Genomic DNA, 16,867 nt, shown 5'->3' on the forward strand with positions numbered 1-16,867 from the left:
CCAGGCGAGAATGGGAGCATGGACTGGCAGACGACCTCTGAAGACACGGTGCCCTCGGCGCCCGTGACGGAGGCCGACGTGCGTCTGCTTCGCGCACGACCGCCCGCGACCGGCGCCTGGCGCGACGGAGACCCGGCGGGCGGACGCAGCTTCGCCTCGTTCGGCGCCTTTCCGACCGAGAGCGGCGCCGAGCTTCCCGGCATCCGTCTCGCATTCGAGACGTGGGGCGAGTTGAACGACGCCCGCGACAACGCGATCCTCGTGCTCCACGCGCTCACCGGCGACAGCCACGTGCGGGGCGGCGCCGGAGCCGGGCATCCGACCGCGGGCTGGTGGGAGGACGTCACTGGGCCTGGAGCGCCGCTCGACACCGACCGCTGGTTCGTGATCGCGCCGAACATGCTCGGCGGGTGCCAGGGCTCCACGGGACCTGCCAGCATCGCGCCCTCCGGATACGAGTGGGCTTCCCGCTTCCCCTATCTGACCATCCGCGACCAGGTGGCGGCACAGGTCCGCCTCGCCGATTCCCTCGGGATCGACACCTGGGCAGCCGTGGTCGGCGGGTCCATGGGCGGGATGCACGCGCTCGAATGGGCCGTCACGCACCCTGAACGCGTCGCCCGCCTCGCGGTGCTCTCGTCGCCGCCGGTCACGACAGCCGATCAGATCGCCCTGAACACGGTGCAGCTCGAGACCATCCGCATGGACCCGCGGTTCCAGGGCGGCGAGTACTACGACCTCGCCGACGGCGACGGCCCGCACCGCGGCCTGGCCCTCGCCCGGCGCATGGCACTGTTGAACTACCGCAGCCCGATCGAGCTCAACCAGCGATTCCAGCGTTCGTGGCAGTCGGGGGTGTCGCCTCTCGGTCACGGTGGTCGCTTCGCGGTCGAGTCGTACCTCGATTTCCACGGCAACAAGTTCACCCGCCGTTTCGATGCGAACAGCTACATCACCCTCGTCGAGGCCATGAACTCTCATGACGTCGGCCGTGACCGCGGTGGCGTCGAAGAGGCGCTGCGCGCCGTGACCGCCACGACGCTCGTGCTGGGGATCGACAGCGACAGGCTCTTCCCCGTCGACGGCCAGCACCGCATCGCCCGAAGCATCCCGAACACCCTCGACGGCACCGACGCGGTGGTGCTGAACAGCGACTTCGGTCACGATGGCTTCCTCATCGAGACCGAGGCTGTCGGCAGCAACCTGCGACGGCTGCTCGCGAGTTAGATCTCGTCGAACGTCCAGGGCAGTGATCCCGTGCGCAGCCGCACACCGTCCCACTCGAAGTCCCTGCCCTGAGGCGAATCGACCACACGGGTAGAGAAGTGCTGCGCCACCCCGGCGGAGGCGAGAGCAGCATCGACGGATGCGAAGCGACTCAGCTGATGCAGTGTGACCCAGGTCGGCGGGAAGAGCGTCCACTCCCCCGTCGCGTGCCTCGACAGGGCCTCTGCCGGGCTCAGCCACATCGCGTCGACGACCTCGTCGACCGAGAACCGAGGTTCGTCATCGGGCGCCGAGGCGAGGAAGAACCAGGTCCGAATGCGGATGGGCGCCTCAGCCGGGGGCTGCCAGCGCGACAGCAGCACGGGATCGCTGATGATCAGACCGACCTCCTCCGCCGTCTCGCGAACCGCCGCGCGGCGCGCATCCTCGCTCTCATCCGCCCCCTCTCGGCGGTCGGACGGCTCCACCTTGCCGCCGGGGAACACCCAGGCCCCCGCGAAAGATCCGCGATCCGGCCGGCGCATCAGCAGCACGGCGAAGCCGTCGACCGTGGCGCGCAGCAGCACGGCTGTCCCGGCGACGGGCAGATCGTCGATGTCGGTCACGGCCCCACTCTACGAGGCGGACTACCGCTCACACCGCGGCGAGCGCCGGTCTGCGCGCCTCCGAGCGATACGACAGCAGGGCGATCACGAGGCCGGCGACCGCGAGCGCCGCCCCGGTCCATGACGGTGCGACGAAGCCCCAGCCGGCGGCGATCACCACTCCGCCGAGGAAAGCTCCGAGGCTGTTGCCGATGTTGAGCGCAGAGTGGTTCATGGCTGCGGCGATCGACTGGTTGTCTCCGGCGACATCCATCAGCCGGGTCTGTATCGTCGGGCTGAGCACCGAAGACACGAAGCCGACCACGAACACGAGCAGCGCGAGCGTGACGATCCAGAATGCGAGCACGGCGAGGAGAGCGAACACCACGGCCATCGCCGCGAGTCCGAAGAGCAGGGTGCGTCGCAGGTCGATGTCGGCGAGATGTCCGCCGACGAGGTTGCCCGCTGTCATCCCGAGCCCCATGAGCACGAGCACGATCGGCACCGCCCACTCGGGTGAGCCAGCCACTTCGGTGACCAGCGGGGCGATGTAGCTGTAGACCGCGAAGAAGCCGCCGAATCCGATCGCTCCGATGCCCAGGGTGAACCAGACCTGAGGAATGCGGAACACGCCGAGCTCCTCGCGCATGGTCCGCCCGGGCGAGCCGGGGTGCTTCGGCACGAACAACGCGATGCACACGGTCGCCACGGCGAAGACGAGAGTCACGACCGCGAAAGCCGCCCGCCATCCCCAGAGTTGACCGAGGAAGGTTCCCAGCGGCACCCCGACCACGTTCGCGACGGTCAACCCGGTGAGGATGAAGGCCACGCCCTTGGCGCGGTTGCCCGGCCCCATGACCTCCGCCGCGACCAGGGCGCCGATGCCGAAGTAGGCGCCGTGGGGCAGACCTGCGAGGAAGCGCGATGCGCCCACGAGTTCGAAGGTCGGCAGGAACACCGTGAGCGCGTTGAACACGGTCAGTGCCAGCGCCAGTCCGATCATGACCCGGTGGCGAGGGTAGCGGGCCACGAAGCCGGCGATCGTCGGAGCGCCGACGACCACGCCGAGCGCGTAGAGCGAGATCAGCCACCCGGCTTGACTCAGCGCGTCTTCAGGGCTGCTGGCCCACAGCGTGGGCAGCAGCTCGTCGGCGATGTTGGGCAGCAGGCCCATCACGACGAACTCGGTCATGCCGATGCCGAAACTGCCGATGGCGAGGGAGAGGAGCGCCCACTTCGCCGCACCCCTCGATTCAGTCGAGGGATTCACCCGTCGAGTCTACGGGGTGTACGCGTCGTCGATCGCCGCTTCGAGCCGCTCGATCTTCGCGTCGAGCTCCCCCGTGTAGCCGGGGCGGATGTCGGCCTTGAGCACGAGTGACACCCGCGACCCGAAGGGCATCACGGCTTCGGTGGCGCGCTTGACGACATCCATCACCGAGTCCCAGTCCGGGCCCTCGATCTCGGTGAACATGCTGGTCGTCCGGTGTGGCAGGCCCGACTCTCGCACAACGCGGACTGCGGCGGCGACCGCGTCATGGACCGAGGCGTCGGAGCGCTCGGCTCCGTCGGAGGGGACGCCGCTCGGTGCGACGGAGAAGGCGATCAGCATGGGTTCACTCCCTGGTGGCGGACGGACGATGGGCGGGCACGCGGACGAGGGCGCGGATGCCGACGGCGAGGAGCACGACGAGCCCGATATTGCGCAACGTCAGGATTGCGATGGGCAGCGTCTCTGCGCGCAGCAGCGCGTCGTAGCTGAGCGGATAGATCAGGCACGTGAGAGCGCACAGCGCGATCACGAGCACCGCGGGGGCTGCGGCTCGCGTGCGGTCGAGGACGAACCAGAGGATGACCGGAGCGATCAGCCACGTATGGAACTGCGGAGAGCCCACCTTGTTCAGGACGATCAGGGTCGTCACGAGACTCAGCGCGAGTGGAGGGAACAGCCGGGCGAAGGACGCGCCGCGTGACGCCTTGAACCCGCCGATCACGGTGATCACCACCACGACGACCGACATCAGCGGTGTGAGCAGAGCGCTGACGGCATCCGCGCCCTGGGCGCTGATCTGGAAGGTCAGGATGTCGAAGCTGTAATCGATGCGGGCGGCCCCGGCGATCGCGAGCCACAGGAACGGGGTCGCAGCGACGGCCTCGATCTGCAGACCGCGTCCGGTCTGCTCGGTCAGGAATCCGAAGATCTCGGTATCGGCCCCTACGGCGACCAGCACGATGAGGACGGCAGCCGATACGGCCGCGGCGCTGAGCAAAACCCGCATCCGGCTCCGGGCAGCCACCACAGCTGCGAGCAGCAGCGCGCCCGGCCAGATCTTGATCCAGGCGCCGACCGCCAGCAGCGCGGCGGCGGCAGCGGGACGGCGCATCAGCCAGAGTCCGCCGACCACCGCGAGCGGCACCGTGATCGCGTCGATGCGGTACATCGCGATCGGTCCCAGCAGAAGCAGGGCGATGATCCAGAACCATGCGGCCATCCGCCGTGGCTGCGACGGCGCACGCCCGACGAGCACGGCGAAGGCGATCGCATCGAGCACCGTGACGAGCACCGCCCACGCGATCAGATAAGCCCCGGAGGCTCCCATCGCCGCGATGAGCGGTGTCGACAGGATCTTCGCGAAGAGCATGGGCACAAGCGCGAGCTGCGGGTAGACCCACGTCTCGGTGACTCCGACGATCGGCCCACCCGAGAGCGCCGCCGACGACCAGGGCTCGTACACCAGCACCACGTCGCCCATCGGCTGGCTCGGATACAGCCAGCCCGCGACCGCCGTGACGAGGTGCACGAGTCCGAAGGCGCCCCACAGCGCGACGAGCCGCATCGAGGAGGTGCGACTCACGCGACGACGTCCGAGAATACGCGAGGCAGAGCCTCCGCGACATCGAGGGCCACGATCGGATGCCCCGTCGCGCCGCCGTCCGCGCCCGAGCCGGCGGCGAGGACCCCGGCACGACCGTGCAACCAGGCGGCTGCCGCCGCGACCTCGGCCAGCGGCGCGTCGGTGTTCGCGGCGATCAGCGCACCGAGCACCCCGCCGAGGACATCGCCGGTGCCCGCCGTCGCGAGCCAGCCGGTGCCCGCCTCCACACGGATGACGAGTCCATCCGGATCCGCGATCAGCGTCTGCGCGCCCTTGAGCAGCACGACGGCGCCGACGGCATCCGCGACCCGGGCGACCGCGCTGATGCGATCATCGACGGCGTCGTGTCCGAGCTGATCCTGCAGGCGCTCGAACTCACGGCCATGCGGCGTCAGCACCCGCGGCGCACGACTCCCCCGCGCCAGGTCGAGTGCTCCCGCATCGACGATCACAGGTACGACCCCGTCGAGCAGGTCGCGCAGCTCGCGCTCCGCCTCGGGGCTCCTGCTCGCGGCATCCGTCCCTGATCCGATCACCCAGGCGCCGACGCGCACGCCGGCCGCGCGCGGACTGACCACGGTCTCCGGGCGCCGGGCGATCACGGCGTCTGCGGCTCGGCCGTCTCCGACGTAATGCACGAACCCGGCGCCGGCGCGCCACGCCGCCTCGACGCCGAGCACTGCGGCACCCGGGTAGGCGGATGATCCGGTACGCAGGCCGACGACACCGCGAGAGTACTTGTCATCGTCGGCTCCGGGCACGCGCAGGAAGCGTGCGGTGTCGTCGCGGGACCAGTCGCGTGCGTCGGGCATGACTCCACGTTAGTGCGATGGCCCGCACCGCCCCACCCGGCCGGTAGCGTCGAGGGGTGAGCATTCTCTTCTCCCCGCTGAGCATCCGATCCGTCACGTTCCGCAACCGGCTCTGGGTGTCTCCCATGTGCATGTACAGCGCAGTCGACGGCGTCGTGCAGGAATGGCACCACACCCACCTCGCCCAGTTCGCCTCCGGCGGCGCCGGTCTGGTCGTGGCCGAGGCGACAGCCGTCGTGCCGGAGGGCCGCATCTCGCCTCGGGATGCCGGGCTCTGGAACGACGAGCAGCGCGACGCGTGGGTGCCGGTCGTCGAGGCGATCCATGCGCGCGGCGCCGCTGCCGGCATCCAGCTCGCGCACGCCGGCCGCAAGGCGTCGACGTGGTGGCCCTGGGCCGACAAGCGCGGGTCGGTGCCCGAGTCGCAGGGCGGATGGACGACCACGGCGCCCTCCGCCATCCCGTTCGAGGGCTTCGCCGACCCTGCGGCACTCGATCGGGACGGCATCGACGCCGTGGTCGAGGGGTTCGCGACGGCGACCCGCCGTGCCCTCGACGCCGGCTTCGACGTGCTCGAGGTCCATGGCGCGCACGGGTACCTGCTGCACCAGTTCCTCTCTCCGCTCTCGAATCTGCGAGACGACGAGTACGGCGGGTCGCTCGAGAACCGCGCTCGGCTGCTCCTCCGGGTGGTGGATGTGATCCGCGAGGTCGCCGGAGACGGTGTGCCGGTGTTCGTGCGCATCTCGGCGACCGATCACGCCGAGGGCGGTTTCACCCCCGACGAGGCGGCGACCGTGAGCGCCTGGGCGACCGAGCACGGGGCCGACCTCATCGACGTCTCCAGCGGAGGGCTCGTGGCCCATCAGCAGATCAGCGTCTTCCCCGGCTATCAGGTGCCGCTCGCCGAGACCGTGCGACAGGGCGGACGCATCCCGGTGACGGCGGTCGGGCTGATCACCGCCGCCGAGCAGGCGGAGCGAGTGCTCGCCGATGGTGCGGCGGATGCGATCTTCGCGGGCCGGGAATGGCTGCGCGATCCGCACTTCGCGCTCCGGGCCGCGCACGACCTCGGGGCCGAGATCAGCTGGCCGCCCCAGTACGAGCGGGCGCGCTGGCGCTGACACGCACCCCGCAGAGAAGCCCCCGGGTCCGCACGGACTCGGGGGCTTCTTCGTGAACGCAGATCAGTGACCGCGGATGCGACGGGTCGCATCCTGCACCTCGCCGACGAGCTCCTCGAGGATGTCCTCGAGGAAGAGCACGGCGGTCGTGCGGCCCTGGGAGTCCCGCACCTTCGCCAGGTGACGCCCTGCTCGACGCATCACGGCGAGAGCGTCCTCCAGATCGGTGTCCTCCTGCACGGGAACCATGTGGTTGATGCGCTTCGAGGGCAGCGGCTCGACCAGCTTCTCGGCGGCACCCGGTCCGTCCGATGCCCGCAGGACGTCCTTGAGGTGGACGTATCCGACAGGCACCCCGTCGTCGTCGACGATCACATAGCGCGAGAACCCGTAGCGAGCGACGGCCTTCTCGACGTCGTCCGGAGTCGCCGACTGCGGAAGCGTCACGAGATCGCTGAGCGGCACAGCCACATCGCGAGCCTTCTTGTCGGTGAACTCCACCGCTGCCGCCACGGTGCCCGCCGTATCGGTGAGCACCCCCTCGCGCCGCGACTGGTCGACGATCGTCGCGACCTCGTCGAGCGTGAACGTCGACGCGGCCTCGTTCTTCGGCTCGACCCGGAACAGCCGCAGCACGCCGTTGGCGGCCGCGTTCAGCACCCAGATCACCGGCATGAAGATCTTCGACACGAACACGAGCGGCGGCGCGAGGATGAGCACCGCTCGCTCAGGCAGCGAGAATGCGAGGTTCTTCGGCACCATCTCGCCGAACACCACGTGCAGGAACGACACGATCAGCAGAGCGATCGCGAAGGACACGGCATCGACGACCCCGTCCGACCAGCCGAGCGCGTGCAGCGGCACGGCGAGCAGGTGGTGGATCGCAGGTTCGGAGACGTTCAGGATCAGCAGCGAGCAGATCGTGATGCCCAGCTGAGACGTCGCGAGCATGAGTGTCGCATGCTCCATCGCGAAGAGCGCGGTCTTGGCGGCGCGCGATCCGCGGTCGGCCTTCGGCTCGATCTGCGACCGGCGCGCGGAGATCACCGCGAACTCGGCGCCGACGAAGAACGCGTTCGCCACGAGCAGCACGACCAGCCAGGCCAGTCCTCCCCAGTCGTTCATCGTCCGACCACCTCTGCGGGAAGATCCGTACTCGGGACGTATCGGATGCGGTCGACACGGCGTCCGTCCATACGGACGACCTGGAGCTTGCCGGTGTCGAGCTCGACCTCGTCGCCCACGGACGGGACGCGCTCGAGGATGCTCATGACATAGCCGGCCACGGTGTCGTACACGTCACCCTCCGGAACCTCCACTCCAGCCCTGCTTCGAAGCTCGTCGGGCCGCAGCTCTCCTGGGAAGGTGATGCCGTCTCGGCCGCGGACCACTCCGGCGCGTGTGCGGTCGTGCTCGTCCGAGACCTCGCCCACGAGCTCCTCCACGAGATCTTCCAGCGTGACGAGACCGGCTGTTCCGCCGTACTCGTCGACCACCACGGCCAGCTGATATCCGCGGGCTCTGAGCTCGGAGATGAGCGCGTCGACGTGCACGGTCTCGGGGACGCGAAGCGGATCGGTCGAGAGCGCGCCCACCGGCACCTCGGCTCGCCGATCACGCGGAACGGAGATCGCGGCCTTCAGGTGCACGACACCCGTGATGTCGTCGAGATCGTCGTCGTAGACGGGGAATCGGCTGTGTCCGGTCCGGCGGGCGAGCTGGATGACGTCGTCGGCCGAGTCGCCGGCCGCGAGGGCGTGCATGCTCGGACGAGCCGTCATCACGTCGGCAGCCGTCAATCGGGAGAACGTGAGCGTCCGGTCGAGCAGGCTCGCGGTATCGGCTTCGAGCAGACCGGCACTCGCCGAGCGGCGCACGAGAGAGGAGAGCTCCTCAGCGGAGCGCGCACCCGACAGCTCTTCCTTCGGCTCGATCCCCATGCTCCGCAGGACGCCGTTCGCACTGCCGTTGAGCACGACGACGGCAGGCTTGAAGACGGTCGTGAACGCGACCTGGAACGGCATGACGAGCTTGGCGGTCGCAAGCGGCAGAGCCAGGGCGAAGTTCTTGGGCACCAACTCGCCGAGGATCATCGAGAGCACCGTGGCGACCAGCATCGCGACGATCGTCGCGATCGGGCCGACGGCGGCCTCAGGGATGCTCCATGCCACGAGAGTCGGGCCGAGGAGGTTGGAGAGCGCGGGCTCCATCGTGTACCCGGTCAGGAGCGTCGTCAGGGTGATGCCCAGCTGAGCGGACGACAGATGGGTCGAGGTGTGCTTGAGGGCGCTGATGGTCAGCGACAGGCGGGATTCGCCGCGGGACTGACGGGCCTCGAGATCGGCGCGGTCGAGATTGACCAGGGCGAACTCGCTCGCGACGAACAGCCCGGTGCCCACGGTGAGCAGAAGCCCCACGCCCAAGAGGATGTAGTCCATCAGTCGTTCCTCCCGGTGCGGGGAGGCGGGCAATGGGGCGATGTACTACAACTGGGAGGGTCGTCCATGGTGTCCACGATTCTACGGGATCGCAGCGCGATCCAGCACGGAGCGCTACCAGCTGACCGGGAGCGCTTTGCCCTCTTCGTATCCGGCGGCGGACTGCAGCCCGACGAGCGCCCGTCCATGGAACTCGGGCACCGACGAGGCACCGGCATACGTGAATGACGAGCGCACGCCCGAAGTGATCATGTCGAGCAGATCTTCGAGTCCGGGGCGCAGCGGGTCGAGGTAGATCTTCGACGACGAGATCCCCTCGGCGAACAGCTCCTTGCGAGCGCGCTCGTACGCGTCGAGACGCCCGAACCGGGCCTGCACCGCCTTCGTGGAGGCCATGCCCCAGGACTCCTTGTAGATGCGCCCCTCGGCGTCGCTCTGCAGCTCGCCAGGCGCCTCGATCGTGCCCGCGAACCAGGAGCCGACCATGACCGATGCGGCACCGGCGGCGAGCGCGAGCGCCACATCGCGCGGGTAGCGCACTCCCCCGTCCGCCCACACGTGCGCGCCGAGCTCCTGTGCGGCCTGGGCCGTCTCGAGCACAGCCGAGAACTGCGGGCGACCGACGGCCGTCATCATGCGCGTCGTGCACATCGCGCCCGGCCCCACGCCGACCTTGAGGATGGAGGCGCCGGCCTCGACGAGGTCCTTGACGCCGTCGGCGGTGACGATGTTGCCGGCCACGATCGGGATGCCGAGATTCAGTGCGGCGACGGCGCTCAGCGCGCGCAGCATCCCCTCCTGGTGTCCGTGCGCCGTGTCCACCACGAGCACATCGACGCCCGCGTCGGCGAGGGCCTTCGCCTTGGACGCGACGTCTCCGTTGATGCCCACCGCCGCCGCGACGGCGAGGCGGCCGTCGCCGTCCATCGCCGGGCGATACAGCGTCGACCGCAGGGCACTGCGCGCACTGAGGGTTCCGACGAGGTGCCCGTGGTGCGTGATCGTCACCATGTCGACGCCCGCATCGGTGATCACATCGAACGCATGACGCTCTGATCCGATGTCATCCGCATCGAGAGACGGCGTGCCGGCGTGCACGAGGTCGCCCAGCTGCGCATCCGGCAGTGCCGTGGCCAGCCGTGTCGCCGCCAGGACGCCGAGAATCCGCTCCGCATCGTACGGAGCCTCACCCGTGGCCACGACGATGCCGTGACCCGCGGTCGCGGGCATCAGCCGGAGTGCGTCCGACACCGATGCCTCGGGAGGCAGCACGATCGGCGTGTCCCACAGCACCGGCTGCGCCTTGACGTCGCGGATCGCCGCATCGAGACCCTGCAACGGCATGTCCTGAGGGAGCACTCCGAGTCCGCCACGCCGCGCGAGCACCGCCGCGAGCCGGGGGCCTGTGACCGAGTTCATGTTCGAGGCCACGATCGGGAGGGTGGCCGGAGTACCGTCCTGCGGGGTCAGATCGACCTGCAGACGGCTGGTGACCGCGGATCGTCGCGGCACGAGGAACACGTCGGAATAGGTCAGATCGACTGTGGGTGACTCACCGGAGAACTCCATACCCCCACGGTACTCAGATAGCGGCGGTGAGGGCGTATGCCTTCGACGATTGCGCCAGGAAACACGTTAGGCTTGGAAGTCGAGAGTGTGCGGGCCCGGACGCATCCTGCGACCCGGTGCGCACATATGGACTTCAGCGATGAAAGAGGGCGATCGAGCGTGTCGAACCAGGTGACCGGCGTCGGGGGCGACGGGGGGTTCGGAGCCAATTCCTGGCTCGTCGAAGAGCTCTACGAGCAGTACAAGGTGAACCGCGACTCCGTCGACAAGGAATGGTGGCCCATTCTCGAGAAGTACCAGTCGGATGCCGCGACCGGCACCGCAGCTCCCGCACCCGCTGCCGAGCAGCCCGCGCATCCGGTGACCGCGCCCATCCCCGTGATCGGTGCACAGCCCGTGGCGCGGACCACCACCAAGCCCGCAGCTGCGGCCCCGATTCCCGCGCAGGCCCCCAAGCCCGCGGCGAAGGCCGAGGCTCCGGAGTCGGCGGAGCCCGCCGAAGAAGACAAGGTCACGCCGCTCCGCGGTCTGCCCAAGACCCTCGCCGCGAACATGGACGAGTCCCTGACCGTCCCCACCGCGACCAGCGTCCGCACGGTGCCCGCGAAGCTGATGATCGACAACCGCATCGTCATCAACAACCACATGGCGCGCACCCGTGGCGGCAAGATCAGCTTCACGCACCTCATCGGCTGGGCGCTCATCCGCACGCTCGACGATTTCCGCAGCCAGAACGTGTTCTACGCCGAGATCGACGGCAAGCCCTCGGTCGTGGCGCCGGCGCACGTGAACCTCGGCATCGCCATCGACCTGCCGAAGCCCGACGGCACCCGCGCGCTGATGGTCCCCAGCATCAAGCGCGCCGACACGCTGACGTTCAGCGAGTACCTCGTCGCCTACGAAGACCTCGTCACGCGCGCCCGCAACAACAAGCTGACGGCGGCCGACTTCCAGGGCACCACGGTGTCGCTGACCAACCCCGGCGGCATCGGGACCGTGCATTCGGTCCCCCGACTCATGAAGGGGCAAGGCTGCATCATCGGCGCCGGTGCGCTCGAGTACCCGGCGGAGTTCCAGGGAGCGAGCGAGAAGACGCTCAACGAGCTGGCGATCGGCAAGACCATCACGCTGACGAGCACCTACGACCACCGCGTCATCCAGGGTGCCGGTTCCGGAGAGTTCCTCAAGAAGGTGCACGAGCTGCTCATCGGGCAGCGCGGCTTCTACGACGACATCTTCGCCGCTCTGCGCATCCCGTACTCTCCGATCCGCTGGAACCCCGACATCGCGGTCGACCTCGCCGAGCGCGTCGACAAGCAGTCCCGCGTGCAGGAGCTCATCAACTCGTTCCGCGTGCGCGGACACCTGATGGCCGACATCGACCCGCTCGAGTACGTCCAGCGCTCGCACCCCGACCTCGAGATCGAGAGCCACGGCCTCACCTTCTGGGACCTCGACCGCGAGTTCGTCACCGGCGGGTTCGGCGGACGTCGGGTCGCCAAGCTCCGCGACATCCTCGGCGTCCTGCGTGACTCGTACTGCCGCACGCTCGGCATCGAGTACATGCACATCCAGGACCCGGAGCAGCGTCGCTGGTTCCAGGAGAAGGTCGAGGTCAAGTACCAGAAGCCCGGCCACGACGAGCAGCTGCGGGTCCTCCGCAAGCTCAACGAGGCCGAGGCGTTCGAGACCTTCCTGCAGACGAAGTTCGTCGGTCAGAAGCGATTCTCGCTCGAGGGCGGCGAGTCGCTCGTCCCGCTGCTCGACGAGATCCTCCAGGGTGCAGCCACCTCCGGCCTCGAGGGCGCCGCGATCGGCATGGCGCACCGGGGTCGCCTCAACGTCTTGACGAACATCGCCGGCAAGACCTACGGCCACGTGTTCCAGGAGTTCGAGGGAACGCAGACCCCCGGCAACCAGCGCGGCTCCGGCGATGTGAAGTACCACCTCGGCACCGAGGGCACCTTCGTCGCCGACGACGGGTCCGAGCTCCCGGTCTACCTCGCCGCGAACCCGTCTCACCTCGAGACCGTCGACGGCGTGCTCGAGGGCATCGTCCGCGCCAAACAGGACCGCAAGCCGATCGGCACGTTCGCCTGGCTGCCGATCCTGGTCCACGGCGACGCGGCGTTTGCCGGTCAGGGCGTGGTCGTCGAGACTCTGCAGATGTCTCAGCTGCGGGGATACCGCACCGGCGGCACGATCCACGTCGTCGTCAACAACCAGGTGGGCTTCACGACCCTCCCCAACGACTCGCGCAGCTCGGTATACGCGACCGACGTCGCGAAGACGATCCAGGCGCCGGTGTTCCATGTGAACGGCGACGACCCCGAAGCCGTCATCCATGTCGCACAGCTCGCGTTCGAGTACCGCGAGAGGTTCCACCGCGACGTCGTGATCGACCTCGTCTGCTACCGCCGCCGCGGGCACAACGAGGGAGACGACCCCTCGATGACGCAGCCGCTGATGACCGATCTCATCCAGGCGAAGCGGTCGGTGCGCAAGCTCTACACCGAGTCACTCGTCGGTCGTGGCGACATCACCGAAGAGGAGTACGACGAGGCAAAGGCCGACTTCCAGAACCGTCTGGAAATCGCCTTCGCAGAGACCCACGCCGCAGAGACCGGCGCCAACCAGATCCCTCAGGACCTCCCGCCCGCGGACGAGCAGGTCGGCGCCCCGGAGATCACCGGAGTCTCGAACGAGGTCATCCAGCTCATCGGCGACGCGTTCGTGAACAAGCCCGAGGGCTTCACCGTGCACCCCAAGCTGCAGCAGCAGCTCGAGAAGCGTCTCGACATGAGCCGCAACGGCAACATCGACTGGGGCTTCGGCGAGCTGCTCGCCTTCGGTTCGCTGCTCGTCGAGGGCACGCCCGTCCGACTCGCAGGGCAGGACTCGCGCCGCGGGACGTTCGTGCAGCGTCACGCGACTCTGCACGACCGCGCGAACGGTCAGGAGTGGCTGCCGCTGTCGAACCTGTCGGAATCCCAGGGGCGCTTCTTCGTCTACGACTCGCTCCTGAGCGAGTACGCGGCTCTCGGCTTCGAGTACGGCTACTCGGTCGAGGCGCCGGAGGCCCTCGTGCTGTGGGAAGCCCAGTTCGGCGATTTCGTGAACGGCGCCCAGTCGGTCATCGACGAGTACATCTCGGCGGCCGAGCAGAAGTGGGGGCAGCAGTCCAGCGTCACCCTGCTCCTCCCCCACGGCTATGAGGGCCAGGGACCGGACCACTCGTCCTCGCGCATCGAGCGCTTCCTGCAGATGTGCGCACAGGACAACATGATCGTCGCGCGCCCCTCGACGCCCGCATCGTACTTCCACCTGCTGCGTCGTCAGGCCTACGCCCGTCCGCGCAAGCCGCTCATCGTCTTCACTCCGAAGGCCATGCTGCGACTGCGCGGTGCGACGAGCCCGGTCGAGGCCTTCACTCAGGGTCGCTTCGAGCCCGTTATCGACGACGGCCGCGGTCTCGACCGCAACGCCGTGAAGCGCGTGCTCGTGCACTCGGGCAAGGTGCACTGGGACCTCAAGGCCGAACTCGAGAAGAACCCGAACCCCGAGGTCGCGCTGGTCCGGCTCGAGCAGCTGTATCCGACGCCGATCGACGGTCTGAAGGCCATCACCGACTCCTACCCGAACGCCGAGCTGGTGTGGGTGCAGGAGGAGCCGGAGAACCAGGGAGCCTGGCCGTTCCTGGCTCTCGCATTCGCCGACGTCCCCGGTGACCGCAGCTTCCGTCCGGTGTCGCGGCCCGCGTCGGCATCGCCCGCGACGGGCTCGTCGAAGGTGCACGCCGCAGAGCAGGCGAAGCTCCTGCGAGACGCGCTCACCATCAGCTGACGACTATTCGAGAAACAGTGAGAGGCTCACGGGATCCCCGTGAGCCTCTCACTGTGTGGTCTGTCGTCGTCGCGGGGGTGTCCCTCAGTACCAGATGCCCAGTAGCGGGGCATCTGCCGTGCGGAACGCATCGTCCAGCGATGCCGCCGTCTCAGCCGATGCGCGCAGACGGCCGGCCGCGCGCAGCCGCACGGCGCTGACTCCGCCCGCGTAGATCGACGAGAGTGCGCCGACGCCGAGAACGACGTCGGCCTCCACGTCATCGTCGGCGCGCGTGACGTCAGCCGTTCCCTCGGCATCCGAGGTCAGTCGCCACGAGCCTTCGGCGAAGCCGAGAGGGTCTTCGACTCGGAAGACCACATCGAGGGGTGCCCGGTACGTACGCGCGCTGAGCGCAGCCGACACGTCGAGGATGCGCAGCCACCCGTGGTCGTGCGGAGTGAGTTCCACGCCTCGCTGGTCGTTGACGAGCCAGGTGATCGGATCGTCGATCGGACGCAGGTCGACGATCACCTTCGACACCAGGTCGTGCTGCAGAGCGAATCTCCAGAGCGCGGACAGGGCGTCCGTCGTGGTCGAGGCCAGGTGGTGGATCTCCATGTCGGCGCGGAAGCTCCCCGCCACCTCCTTGAGCGTATAGGCCATCGCACCCCGCACTGCTCCATCGGCGTCGACGTAGCGCACGCCACGAACGGCGCGCGGAGCTGTGTGCCCCACAGACAGCCCGGCGATCCGCTCCCAGCGCGCGTCCCACCCTGCGATCTGACCGGAGCGCTGTGTTCGCGCCTCCTCATGCAGGGCAGACAGGTCCTTCTGAAGCGTCTCGCGGTCGATGTACTCGATGCGGCCATCCGTCGCCGGGCCGTTCCAGCCCGCTCTCGGCGCATCGATCGACACCTTGGCAGCGGGGATCGCCGAGGCGAACCCGTATCGCTCGTAGATCGTCGCCTCCGAGACGGTGAGGCCGGCGAGTGCCACACCCGCTCCTGCGGCGGCACGCAGCTCGCCTTCGAGCAGGTTGCGTGCGATGCCGCGACGACGGTGAGTGCCCGAGACCGTGACAGCGCTGATCGCCCACATGCCGACCTCGCCGCCGGGCACGGTCAGGGGTGTGACCCACGAGTTGACTGTGGCGACCGGGAAGGCGCCGTCAGGGGCGTTCTCCTCGAAGACACCGACGTTGCGACGGGTCGCGAGCAGCGCGCGATCTGCGATGATCTGCTCGGGCGTGGGATCGGCATCGAGGAAGCCTCGTGCTTCCGCCCTCAGGAAGGCCTCGGTGTCAGCATCCGACGCGTTGTCGACGAGTCGGTAGACGAGGTTCTTCGCAGCCAGGCGTCCAGCGGACACAGGATCAACGGGGACGGTTAGCGCGTCGGTCATCCCTCCACCCTACGGGCAGGCGTGACAGACGCGTCCCGCGTCAGTGCTGTGAAGCCTGCACCTCACGCAGCCGGGCGAACACCTGGTCACGCAGCTCTTCGGGTGCCGTCTCCTTGCATGCGCGCGCCACGACCTCGGTGAGGGTCGTAGCGACGAGCGCCTCATCCCGGCAGGACGGGCAGTTCTCGAGGTGCTCACGGATCTCGGTGTGCTCGGTGTTGCACACCTCGTTGCGGAGGTACTCCTCAAGATCCTTGCGGGCCTTGTCGCAGCCGCAGTCGGTCATTTCTTGCTCCTCGGGTCGGCCGCAGAGATTCCCCGCTCCACGGCGTACTCAGCCAGCAGCTCCCGCAGCATCCGCCTGCCTCGATGCAGGCGGCTCATCACGGTGCCGATGGGTGTCTTCATGATGTCCGCGATCTCCTGATAGGCGAAGCCCTCCACATCAGCGAGGTACACCGCCAATCTGAAGTCCTCGGGCACGGCCTGCAGCGCGTCCTTGACGACCGATGCAGGCATGTGGTCGATGGCTTCCGCCTCGGCCGAACGGCTGTGCGACGCGGTGGTCGACTCCGCACCGCCCATCTGCCAGTCCTCGAGCTCGTCGATCGTGCCCTGGAACGGCTCGCGCTGCTTCTTGCGGTAGATGTTGATGTACGTGTTGGTGAGGATGCGATACAGCCACGCCTTGAGGTTCGTGCCCTGCGAGAACGTCGCCCACGACCCGTATGCCTTGACGAAGGTCTCCTGCACGAGGTCAGCAGCGTCCGCCGGGTTGCGCGTCATGCGCATCGCCGCGGCATAGAGCTGATCCATGAACGGGATCGCCTGTTCCTCGAATTCGCGTCGAGGGTCGCTGACCGTCTCTGCGGTTGCCGTGTCATCCATCACCGGCCAGTCTAGGCGGGTGAGGTCGACCGACTCGCGTTCCAGCGTTGCGAGCATGCTCTCTCCTTGTCGGCGTGCGCCCATATTCGATCGTTCGGACACTCGCGTTTACTAAGGTGGGAA

Annotated in this window: 14 protein-coding genes; 3 read left to right on the forward strand and 11 right to left on the reverse strand. The window is 68.4% G+C overall.

What is annotated here, in order from left to right:
• Nucleotides 1-18: 18 nt before the first annotated feature.
• Nucleotides 19-1,227: a homoserine O-acetyltransferase MetX gene (gene metX, locus ACLKOY_RS04775; RefSeq protein WP_436452653.1), complete on the forward strand. Its 1,209-nt coding sequence runs from the start codon at nucleotides 19-21 to the stop codon at nucleotides 1,225-1,227.
• On the opposite strand, the gene ACLKOY_RS04780 is transcribed toward metX, so the two are convergent.
• The 5 genes from ACLKOY_RS04780 to ACLKOY_RS04800 are packed head-to-tail and all read right to left on the reverse strand — an operon-like array spanning nucleotide 1,224 to nucleotide 5,499.
• The gene (locus tag ACLKOY_RS04780) at nucleotides 1,224-1,832 is read right to left on the reverse strand and encodes an NUDIX hydrolase (RefSeq protein ID WP_436452654.1); all 609 of its coding nucleotides are present in this window, start codon (nucleotides 1,830-1,832) and stop codon (nucleotides 1,224-1,226) included. The two genes, metX and ACLKOY_RS04780, sit on opposite strands and share 4 nt — an antisense overlap.
• 28 nt (nucleotides 1,833-1,860) lie before the next feature.
• Nucleotides 1,861-3,081, reverse strand: coding sequence for an MFS transporter (locus ACLKOY_RS04785; RefSeq protein ID WP_436452655.1), 1,221 nt, complete (start codon nucleotides 3,079-3,081; stop codon nucleotides 1,861-1,863).
• 9 nt (nucleotides 3,082-3,090) lie between these two features.
• A complete protein-coding gene (locus ACLKOY_RS04790) occupies nucleotides 3,091-3,423 on the reverse strand; it encodes a thiamine-binding protein (RefSeq protein WP_436452656.1) in 333 nt (110 codons plus the stop codon).
• 4 nt (nucleotides 3,424-3,427) lie between these two features.
• The gene (locus tag ACLKOY_RS04795) at nucleotides 3,428-4,666 is read right to left on the reverse strand and encodes a hypothetical protein (protein ID WP_436452657.1); all 1,239 of its coding nucleotides are present in this window, start codon (nucleotides 4,664-4,666) and stop codon (nucleotides 3,428-3,430) included.
• Nucleotides 4,663-5,499, reverse strand: coding sequence for an NAD(P)H-hydrate dehydratase (locus tag ACLKOY_RS04800; RefSeq protein WP_436452658.1), 837 nt, complete (start codon nucleotides 5,497-5,499; stop codon nucleotides 4,663-4,665). The genes ACLKOY_RS04795 and ACLKOY_RS04800 overlap by 4 nt, the downstream gene beginning before the upstream one ends.
• Nucleotides 5,500-5,555: 56 nt before the next feature.
• On the opposite strand from ACLKOY_RS04800, the gene ACLKOY_RS04805 reads away from it, so the two are divergent.
• Entirely contained in the window at nucleotides 5,556-6,623 is a 1,068-nt protein-coding gene (locus ACLKOY_RS04805; protein ID WP_436452659.1) for an NADH:flavin oxidoreductase/NADH oxidase, read from the forward strand.
• Nucleotides 6,624-6,686: 63 nt separating this feature from the next.
• Here ACLKOY_RS04805 and ACLKOY_RS04810 read toward each other — a convergent pair whose 3' ends face one another.
• The 3 genes from ACLKOY_RS04810 to ACLKOY_RS04820 all read right to left on the reverse strand — a co-directional run bounded on the left by ACLKOY_RS04810 (nucleotide 6,687) and on the right by ACLKOY_RS04820 (nucleotide 10,630).
• Nucleotides 6,687-7,748, reverse strand: coding sequence for a hemolysin family protein (locus tag ACLKOY_RS04810; RefSeq protein WP_363571070.1), 1,062 nt, complete (start codon nucleotides 7,746-7,748; stop codon nucleotides 6,687-6,689).
• Nucleotides 7,745-9,061: a hemolysin family protein gene (locus ACLKOY_RS04815; RefSeq protein ID WP_436452660.1), complete on the reverse strand. Its 1,317-nt coding sequence runs from the start codon at nucleotides 9,059-9,061 to the stop codon at nucleotides 7,745-7,747. The genes ACLKOY_RS04810 and ACLKOY_RS04815 overlap by 4 nt, the downstream gene beginning before the upstream one ends.
• Before the next feature lie 114 nt (nucleotides 9,062-9,175).
• On the reverse strand, nucleotides 9,176-10,630 hold the full coding sequence (locus ACLKOY_RS04820) for a GuaB1 family IMP dehydrogenase-related protein (RefSeq protein ID WP_436452661.1): 1,455 nt from the start codon (nucleotides 10,628-10,630) through the stop codon (nucleotides 9,176-9,178).
• Between the two features lie 159 nt (nucleotides 10,631-10,789).
• Between ACLKOY_RS04820 and ACLKOY_RS04825 the strand changes: the two genes are divergently transcribed.
• Nucleotides 10,790-14,473, forward strand: coding sequence for a multifunctional oxoglutarate decarboxylase/oxoglutarate dehydrogenase thiamine pyrophosphate-binding subunit/dihydrolipoyllysine-residue succinyltransferase subunit (locus ACLKOY_RS04825; protein ID WP_140036734.1), 3,684 nt, complete (start codon nucleotides 10,790-10,792; stop codon nucleotides 14,471-14,473).
• 84 nt (nucleotides 14,474-14,557) lie between these two features.
• On the opposite strand, the gene ACLKOY_RS04830 is transcribed toward ACLKOY_RS04825, so the two are convergent.
• Genes ACLKOY_RS04830 through ACLKOY_RS04840 form a run of 3 tightly spaced genes read right to left on the reverse strand, consistent with a single transcriptional unit; the run spans nucleotide 14,558 to nucleotide 16,801 of the window.
• Nucleotides 14,558-15,856, reverse strand: a complete 1,299-nt coding sequence (locus ACLKOY_RS04830) for a GNAT family N-acetyltransferase (RefSeq protein ID WP_436452662.1) — start codon at nucleotides 15,854-15,856, stop codon at nucleotides 14,558-14,560.
• A gap of 40 nt (nucleotides 15,857-15,896) precedes the next feature.
• Complete coding sequence (locus tag ACLKOY_RS04835) at nucleotides 15,897-16,142, reverse strand: zf-HC2 domain-containing protein (RefSeq protein ID WP_056376255.1); 246 nt, start codon at nucleotides 16,140-16,142, stop codon at nucleotides 15,897-15,899.
• Nucleotides 16,139-16,801 carry a sigma-70 family RNA polymerase sigma factor gene (locus ACLKOY_RS04840; protein ID WP_140036732.1) on the reverse strand — a complete coding sequence of 221 codons (663 nt, stop codon included), beginning with the start codon at nucleotides 16,799-16,801 and terminating at the stop codon, nucleotides 16,139-16,141. Before ACLKOY_RS04840 ends, ACLKOY_RS04835 begins: the two co-directional genes overlap by 4 nt.
• Nucleotides 16,802-16,867 lie beyond the last annotated feature (66 nt).

It is taken from the genome of Microbacterium sp. K2 (assembly GCF_051365005.1).
Classification (GTDB): Bacteria; Actinomycetota; Actinomycetes; order Actinomycetales; family Microbacteriaceae; genus Microbacterium; species Microbacterium foliorum_B.